Genomic DNA, 6,234 nt, shown 5'->3' with positions numbered 1-6,234 from the left:
AAGTCGGTCCCAAGGGTATGGCTGTTCGCCATTTAAAGTGGTACGCGAGCTGGGTTTAGAACGTCGTGAGACAGTTCGGTCCCTATCTGCCGTGGGCGTTTGAGAGTTGAGAGGAGCTGCTCCTAGTACGAGAGGACCGGAGTGGACGAACCTCTGGTGTTCCGGTTGTCACGCCAGTGGCACTGCCGGGTAGCTAAGTTCGGAATCGATAACCGCTGAAAGCATCTAAGCGGGAAGCGAGCCTCGAGATAAGCTCTCACTAGCACATTAAGTGCTCTGAAGGGTCGTTGCAGACGACGACGTTGATAGGCGGGGTGTGGAAGCGTTGTAAGGCGTTGAGCTAACCCGTACTAATTGCCCGTGAGACTTAACCATACAACACCCAAGGTGTTTGCTTGTTGAGCACGTAAGACGCTTTATCGAATTGAATAAGAGAGTGGCGAAACAATCAGCCGAATCCATGTTGTGACAGTTTATGTCTGGCGGCCATAGCGGTATGGCACCACCTGGCTCCATTCCGAACCCAGAAGTGAAACATACCAGCGCCGATGGTAGTGTGGGGTCTCCCCATGTGAGAGTAGGACACCGCCAGACTTCAAATAGAATAACCCCAGCCGTTTGGCTGGGGTTTTTTTATGCCTGCTCGCCAGACGCACGTCGCCCTTGCACCGCGTACGTCGCGCATCTTGCGCGACAACCCACACCGCGCCGTGCGCCCAAGGCGCACGCTACGAACGCATGATGTTACCACCGCGTCACGTACGTCGCGCATTGTGCGCGACAACCCATATCGCCCCGTGCGCAGAATGCGCACGCTACGACCGCACCACGTACGTCGCGCATCCTGCGCGACAATCCACACCGCGCCGTGCGCAGAATGCGCACGCTACCACCGCATGATGTTACCACCGCGTCACGTACGTCGCGCATTGTGCGCGACAATCCACACCGAGCCGTGCGCCCAAGGCGCACGATACAAATAAATCGAACGTTATCTCCTAAAATGGCTGCTTTTATTTCTATATATCCATACTATTATTCAGGTGTCATGCAATAACATATCAGCGAAATAGCGAGGAAATATGAGAGAAGTAGGGGTAAAAGGTTATGATGCCCTCATGATCATCATTCACTGGAGCAGTGCTCTGCTTGTATTCGGGCTGTTTGTGCTGGGTTGGTGGATGGTCGATCTTACCTACTACTCTAATTGGTACACAACAGCGCCTTGGTGGCATAAGTCCCTAGGTTTGTTGGTACTCTTCATCACCCTTTTTAGAGTTGTTTGGCGGCTTGTAAAAGGCACCCCGACAATTGATGGTTCTGCATTCGAGAAAAAAGCTGCAAAACTCGGTCACGTACTACTCTATATCAGTCTACTCGCGGTTGTTTTTAGCGGTTATTTAATCTCAACGGGTGAAGGCAAACCTATTAGCTTTTTCGATTGGTTTGACGTCCCTGCGTTGCCTTTTCAGGTAGATCAACAAGCCACATTAGCAGGCGCCATCCACGAATATGCCGCTTATGTCTTAGTGATCCTAGCGCTAGGCCATGGCGTTATGGCATTAAAGCATCACTTTATTGATAAACGTTCAACACTTATTCGAATGATAAAACCTTAAGAGGAAACTAAGTTATGAAAACACAACTTTTAGCATTATCCGCCATCGTAGGTAGCGTATTAGCAGCTCCCGCGGTTGCAGACGATTACGTCATTGATACTGAAGGTCAACACGCCTTTATTCAGTTCAAGATTAAACACTTAGGTTATAGCTGGTTGCTAGGGCGCTTCAATGACTTTGAAGGCAAATTTAGTTACGACGAGGCGAATCCGGGCAATGCCTCAGTTGAAGTGACAATTGATACCGCGAGCGTTGATACCAACCATGCGGAACGCGATAAACATCTCCGTAGCGACGACTTTTTAAACACGGGAGAATACCCTGAGGCAAGCTTTGTCAGTACACGTTACGTCCCAGATAGTGATGATGAAAATGAGGGTACGCTGTACGGCAACTTTACTCTGAATGGTGTAACCAAAGAAATTGCTATCGAAGTAGAACAGGTCGGTGCAGGCGAAGATCCATGGGGTGGCTTCCGCCGTGGTTTTGAAGGTGAAGTCGACCTGACATTGGCCGACTACAACATTGATTACAACTTAGGCCCTGAGGCCAAAGAAGTTGAGCTATACCTTTCCATCGAAGGTGTCCGCCAGTAATTAGCGCGCTTTAGCGGTTAGTGCTTGCTTATAAGCATTAGCCGCTAAGCGGTTATCGCCCAGCGCAGCGTATGCGTCACCCATCCTAATATAATCGTCCTTATTGCACGCATTTAAATCGCTAAGTTTCTTTAACGCTCGCTGAGCCAACGAATAGTCTTTGTTCCCCAAAGCTAACACAGCAAGTGCGCGGATATACTGACTATCGTTAGGTTTGCGCTTCAAGTGAGATTGTACCCAATCAATGATGTTGGGGTCGGTACCGACTAACACGTGTTCATTAACACAATCATTCAAATTAAGCTCACCGCGCTCCAAGCCCTTTTTGACGACTTTAGTGCACGCAGCGTGTTGTCCGTAGTAGTTAAGTGCCTTTGCGTACGCGAGTCGAATAGACGGTGTGCTACGCTGTGTGCGGCTTAGACTCTTCCAGTCCTTAAATAGTGCTTTGGCATCGTTATGGGCGATACGAATAAAGTGCTGCAGGTAAACGGATAATACGAGTTGGTCATAATCCTGTTGGCTGAGCTTTGCTTGTTCTTGGATTTGATTCAAATGAGGTTGCAAGTCATCTAAGCGCTTTTCGGTTTTATATAACTCAATGGTCTGAGCCCATTGACTAGGAGGAAGCTCACCCCGATCGAGCTGACTCTCCACGTGGCGTATTGAAAGCTGCTGATGATCGCCATTATTCTGAGTTTCACTTTGCATAGAAATAAAACCCACCGCCGACTTGAAGTCTGAACCCGCAGTATCGAGCCAATATTTTGCTTTGCCAGGCTCCCCTGCTCTATCTGCGGTGAACGCTAATAGCGCAGCCAAATTCTCAGAACGTTGCTGTTTATAGAGAAGCTCGAAATCGACTAATGCGGACGTGTAGTCGTGCTTCAGCATAGCAAGTATAGCTCGCCTTTCTCGCTGTTTAAGTTTCTTAGCTTTTCGCCGCGAGAACCACTGACTTCCTGCACGCGTCTTACCTAATAAAGCTCTAATGGCAGCAATAACTATGCTGAACGCTAATATCGCGATTACTAGAAATACAACCAAGCCAATAACGGTGCTTTCTATCGTATAGCCCGCAAAATTAATTAACAGATAACCTGCGTTGCCAGCAGAGATCGGACCTAAAATAGCCCCCGCAATTAAAACAACTAGGACGTACACCCACCATTTCATTGTAAACGTCCTCCTAGCTGACTTGCTGCTACGGAAAGAGACGACACTTCGGGCAGCTCAGCGGCTTGTTTAATGCCATCCTCCAATTGCGCTAGCTTCTTCAGTACGCGTTGTTGTGCCGGACTATCCGCTTTTATCTCACTAATTAATGCACTCGCTTCTTTCAGTTTGGTTTTGGCTAGCTCAACTTGACCTTTTAATGCGGCATTTTCTGCAACGCTAAGCGTCAAATCGAGCTGTTGCTGTTTAAGGGTGATGGCTTCGTTTGATATAACGGGCTCTATAGAGTCAGTCGACTTTTGAATACGGAAAAAATTATCCATAAAGGCACGCCAATTATAAGCAAGATGTTCGCGCCAATTGGTCGGTTCTTTGGTTTGTCTATTTTCACTTGCGAAATCATGGGTCGGTGTTTTATTTGCTAGCGAGAGGGCTTGGCGTTTCGCTGCCGCAAGTTCAACGACCCATTGCGTTGCATCGCTCTGTTGGTACTCTAATAAGGCTTGCTTGTCCTCTTCGATTGCCTGGCGAATTTGCAAGGCTCCTGATGATTCAATACCTGCTAATTGCTGACTTGCAATATCAAGAAGTTGAAGTGCGGTTTGTGCGTCGGCATTAAAAATCGCTGAACGAGCCGCTGCCGCTAAGGTTTGCTTGACTTCAAACAAACGCCACTCACGTATACGCTCGGCCTGTTGTTGAGGTAGCTGATCAGCTAATTGTTGCAACGTTTGTTGTTGCCGGTTGAGTTCCTGTTCTATCTGGTTCAGGCGTCGATTGAGCTGAGTTTGTTCACGGTTGTCTGAGTTTTGTTCAATCTGACGCTTCGCCTGTTGCAGTTCGGTCTGCAGCTGTTCAAGTTGCTTCTGAGTGCGGGCGACGGTTGCCTGACGCGCATATTCTATGACGGGCTCTTTTACTTGAGTCTGTGTTTCAGATTCCGGCCAAAATGGTAATTGTTTGTATGGCTGCTTTAAATAAATCCAAACAGCCAGACCTATTACTGAAATAAGCAACAGCCAATAAATAGCACTTTTAAGTCGCGAGCGTGATCGTTTAGGCGACTTGTGTGGGTCTGATGAAGTGGCCTGATTAGACTCTGTTGCTAAATCGGCCGCCGTTTCTGGGGTTTCGTTCTTATCGTTATCCATGTTTTATTATCGCCTCAATCATCTTGCTCTCAGTTGCACTGCCAGTCACGGTGATAGTGTCTGCTGCAACAAAGGGAATTAGGTCTCTCAAGCGTTCACTCGGAACAATCCAATCGCAACGGGATAGCCATCCACCAGCTTCTCGAGGCAGGCTGGATAAAAAATAGCCTAACTGCTCTGCGCTTGTCACTACAATTAGATTAACTGTATTCATCCACTGCGTCACTTGCGTTTCGTCATTTAATGGCCGTTTTACTCGCCGATAGACATCAATGCTACTGACAGTAGCGCCTCGTGCTCGCAACGTATCGAATAGTAAATCCCGACCCTTCTCGCCTTTGATAATAAGCCATTTTTGATTATCGACATTAACTATTTCTGGCAGAGCTAGTAATGACTCACTATCATGTTTATATGTCGGACAGTATGCGGAAATGCCGAACGTATTGGCAGCCAGTCGAGCCGTTGTTGGTCCCACTGCAAACATTGACGTTTGGGGCAGAAAACGAAAGCCGGCGTCTGCCGCAAACTTGACAGCATTTTTGCTTATCCAAATCACACCATCGTAGTCCGGGTTTACAAGCGGCTTTACGCTAATAGGCTCGATATCAATAAAACTGTGTTGTGTGAATTGAATTGCTGACTCCGACAACGCACCGATAATACGCTGTCTAGAGTCATCGGGTTGTAATATCAGCGCCTTAGTCGTGCTGGTCATACACCGCCTTCAAAATTTCTCCTGCACCCCGTGCGAGTAGCTTCTCCGCGAGTTCGATACCCAGCGCCTCGGCTTGTTCGACAGGACCTTGGATTTCTTCTCGGATGACCTCGACACCGTCTGGATCGCCGACCAAGCCTCGTAAACTGAGGCGATCACCATCCACCACTGCAAACGCACCAATAGGTACTTGGCAGCCGCCTTGAAGTCGACGATTCATCGCACGCTCGGCTAATACGCGATAACGTGTCGTAGAGCACTGCAGTGGTTCGAGCAGCGCTTTTATCTCGTCATCATCGCTACGTACTTCAATACCTAATACGCCTTGGCCATTAGCTGGCAATGAATCTTCAACGGGGATAAATGATGTAATACGTTCACCGAGCTCTAATCGGATAAGACCTGAAGCAGCTAGAATAATCGCATCAAACTGACCTTCATCCAGTTTGCGTAAGCGCGTTTGAACATTGCCGCGTAGATCGTTGATTATTAAATGTGGAAAACGCTCTTTAACCTGGCAACGACGGCGCAGACTGCAGGTTCCAACAACAGCGCCTTCTGGCAATTCATTCAATGATTGGTAGTGGTTAGAGACAAAGGCATCGCGAGGGTCTTCGCTCTCGCAGATAGTGTGCAGCTCTAGTCCAGGAGGGAACTCAACTGGAAGATCTTTCATAGAATGTACCGCGAGGTCGGCTCTGCCTTCTAACATCGCTGCTTCAAGTTCCTTTACGAATAAGCCCTTACCGCCGATTTTAGCTAAAGGTGTATCAAGGATAATATCGCCGCGCGTCGACATGGGTACAAGCTCAATTGTGAGCTCTGGATAGAGCGACGCTAAACGAGCTTGTATATGTTCCGCCTGCCACATGGCGAGTTTACTTTTGCGCGTAGCAATTCTTACCGTCTTTGACATGTCTACCCCTTACTACTTAATGACATTTCGCTTTGGTGGTGCGATGATAGGCGCCACG

At 48.1% G+C, this 6,234-nt stretch carries 6 protein-coding genes and 2 rRNA genes; 4 read left to right on the top strand and 4 right to left on the bottom strand.

Going from position 1 to position 6,234, the window contains the following annotated elements; genetic code table 11:
* From AWU56_RS10945 to AWU56_RS10930, 4 genes are all read left to right on the top strand, one after another.
* Positions 1-375 (top strand): 23S ribosomal RNA (locus tag AWU56_RS10945); the annotation flags it as partial.
* A gap of 103 nt (positions 376-478) precedes the next feature.
* Positions 479-594: ribosomal RNA gene (gene rrf, locus AWU56_RS10940) — 5S ribosomal RNA — on the top strand.
* 488 nt (positions 595-1,082) lie between these two features.
* The gene (locus AWU56_RS10935; RefSeq protein ID WP_286682534.1) at positions 1,083-1,619 is read left to right on the top strand and encodes a cytochrome b; all 537 of its coding nucleotides are present in this window, start codon (positions 1,083-1,085) and stop codon (positions 1,617-1,619) included.
* 14 nt (positions 1,620-1,633) lie between these two features.
* On the top strand, positions 1,634-2,215 hold the full coding sequence (locus AWU56_RS10930; protein ID WP_006954690.1) for a YceI family protein: 582 nt from the start codon (positions 1,634-1,636) through the stop codon (positions 2,213-2,215).
* Here the strand turns inward: AWU56_RS10930 and AWU56_RS10925 are convergent, their stop codons facing one another.
* Genes AWU56_RS10925 through hemC form a run of 4 tightly spaced genes read right to left on the bottom strand, consistent with a single transcriptional unit; the run spans position 2,216 to position 6,176 of the window.
* Positions 2,216-3,391 carry a heme biosynthesis HemY N-terminal domain-containing protein gene (locus AWU56_RS10925; protein ID WP_006954687.1) on the bottom strand — a complete coding sequence of 392 codons (1,176 nt, stop codon included), beginning with the start codon at positions 3,389-3,391 and terminating at the stop codon, positions 2,216-2,218. It lies immediately after the preceding gene.
* Positions 3,388-4,542 (bottom strand): uroporphyrinogen-III C-methyltransferase, encoded by a 1,155-nt coding sequence (locus AWU56_RS10920; protein WP_006954685.1) that lies wholly within the window; start codon positions 4,540-4,542, stop codon positions 3,388-3,390. Before AWU56_RS10920 ends, AWU56_RS10925 begins: the two co-directional genes overlap by 4 nt.
* On the bottom strand, positions 4,535-5,260 hold the full coding sequence (locus AWU56_RS10915; protein WP_286682533.1) for a uroporphyrinogen-III synthase: 726 nt from the start codon (positions 5,258-5,260) through the stop codon (positions 4,535-4,537). The genes AWU56_RS10920 and AWU56_RS10915 overlap by 8 nt, the downstream gene beginning before the upstream one ends.
* Entirely contained in the window at positions 5,244-6,176 is a 933-nt protein-coding gene (gene hemC, locus AWU56_RS10910; RefSeq protein WP_286682532.1) for a hydroxymethylbilane synthase, read from the bottom strand. Before hemC ends, AWU56_RS10915 begins: the two co-directional genes overlap by 17 nt.
* Positions 6,177-6,234: the final 58 nt, after the last annotated feature.

It is taken from the genome of Idiomarina sp. T82-3 (assembly GCF_001577655.1).
GTDB lineage: Bacteria > Pseudomonadota > Gammaproteobacteria > Enterobacterales > Alteromonadaceae > Idiomarina > Idiomarina baltica.
Note: the sequence above shows the minus strand (reverse complement) of the source record. Positions and strands in the feature narration are given on the sequence as shown.

Coding starts and splice junctions, on each gene's coding strand:
- AWU56_RS10935 (WP_286682534.1), top strand. CDS start 1,083: ATGAGAGAAGTAGGGGTAAAAGGTTATGATGCCCTCATGATCATCATT.
- AWU56_RS10920 (WP_006954685.1), bottom strand. CDS start 4,542: ATGGATAACGATAAGAACGAAACCCCAGAAACGGCGGCCGATTTAGCA.
- AWU56_RS10915 (WP_286682533.1), bottom strand. CDS start 5,260: ATGACCAGCACGACTAAGGCGCTGATATTACAACCCGATGACTCTAGA.
- AWU56_RS10930 (WP_006954690.1), top strand. CDS start 1,634: ATGAAAACACAACTTTTAGCATTATCCGCCATCGTAGGTAGCGTATTA.
- AWU56_RS10925 (WP_006954687.1), bottom strand. CDS start 3,391: ATGAAATGGTGGGTGTACGTCCTAGTTGTTTTAATTGCGGGGGCTATT.
- hemC (WP_286682532.1), bottom strand. CDS start 6,176: ATGTCAAAGACGGTAAGAATTGCTACGCGCAAAAGTAAACTCGCCATG.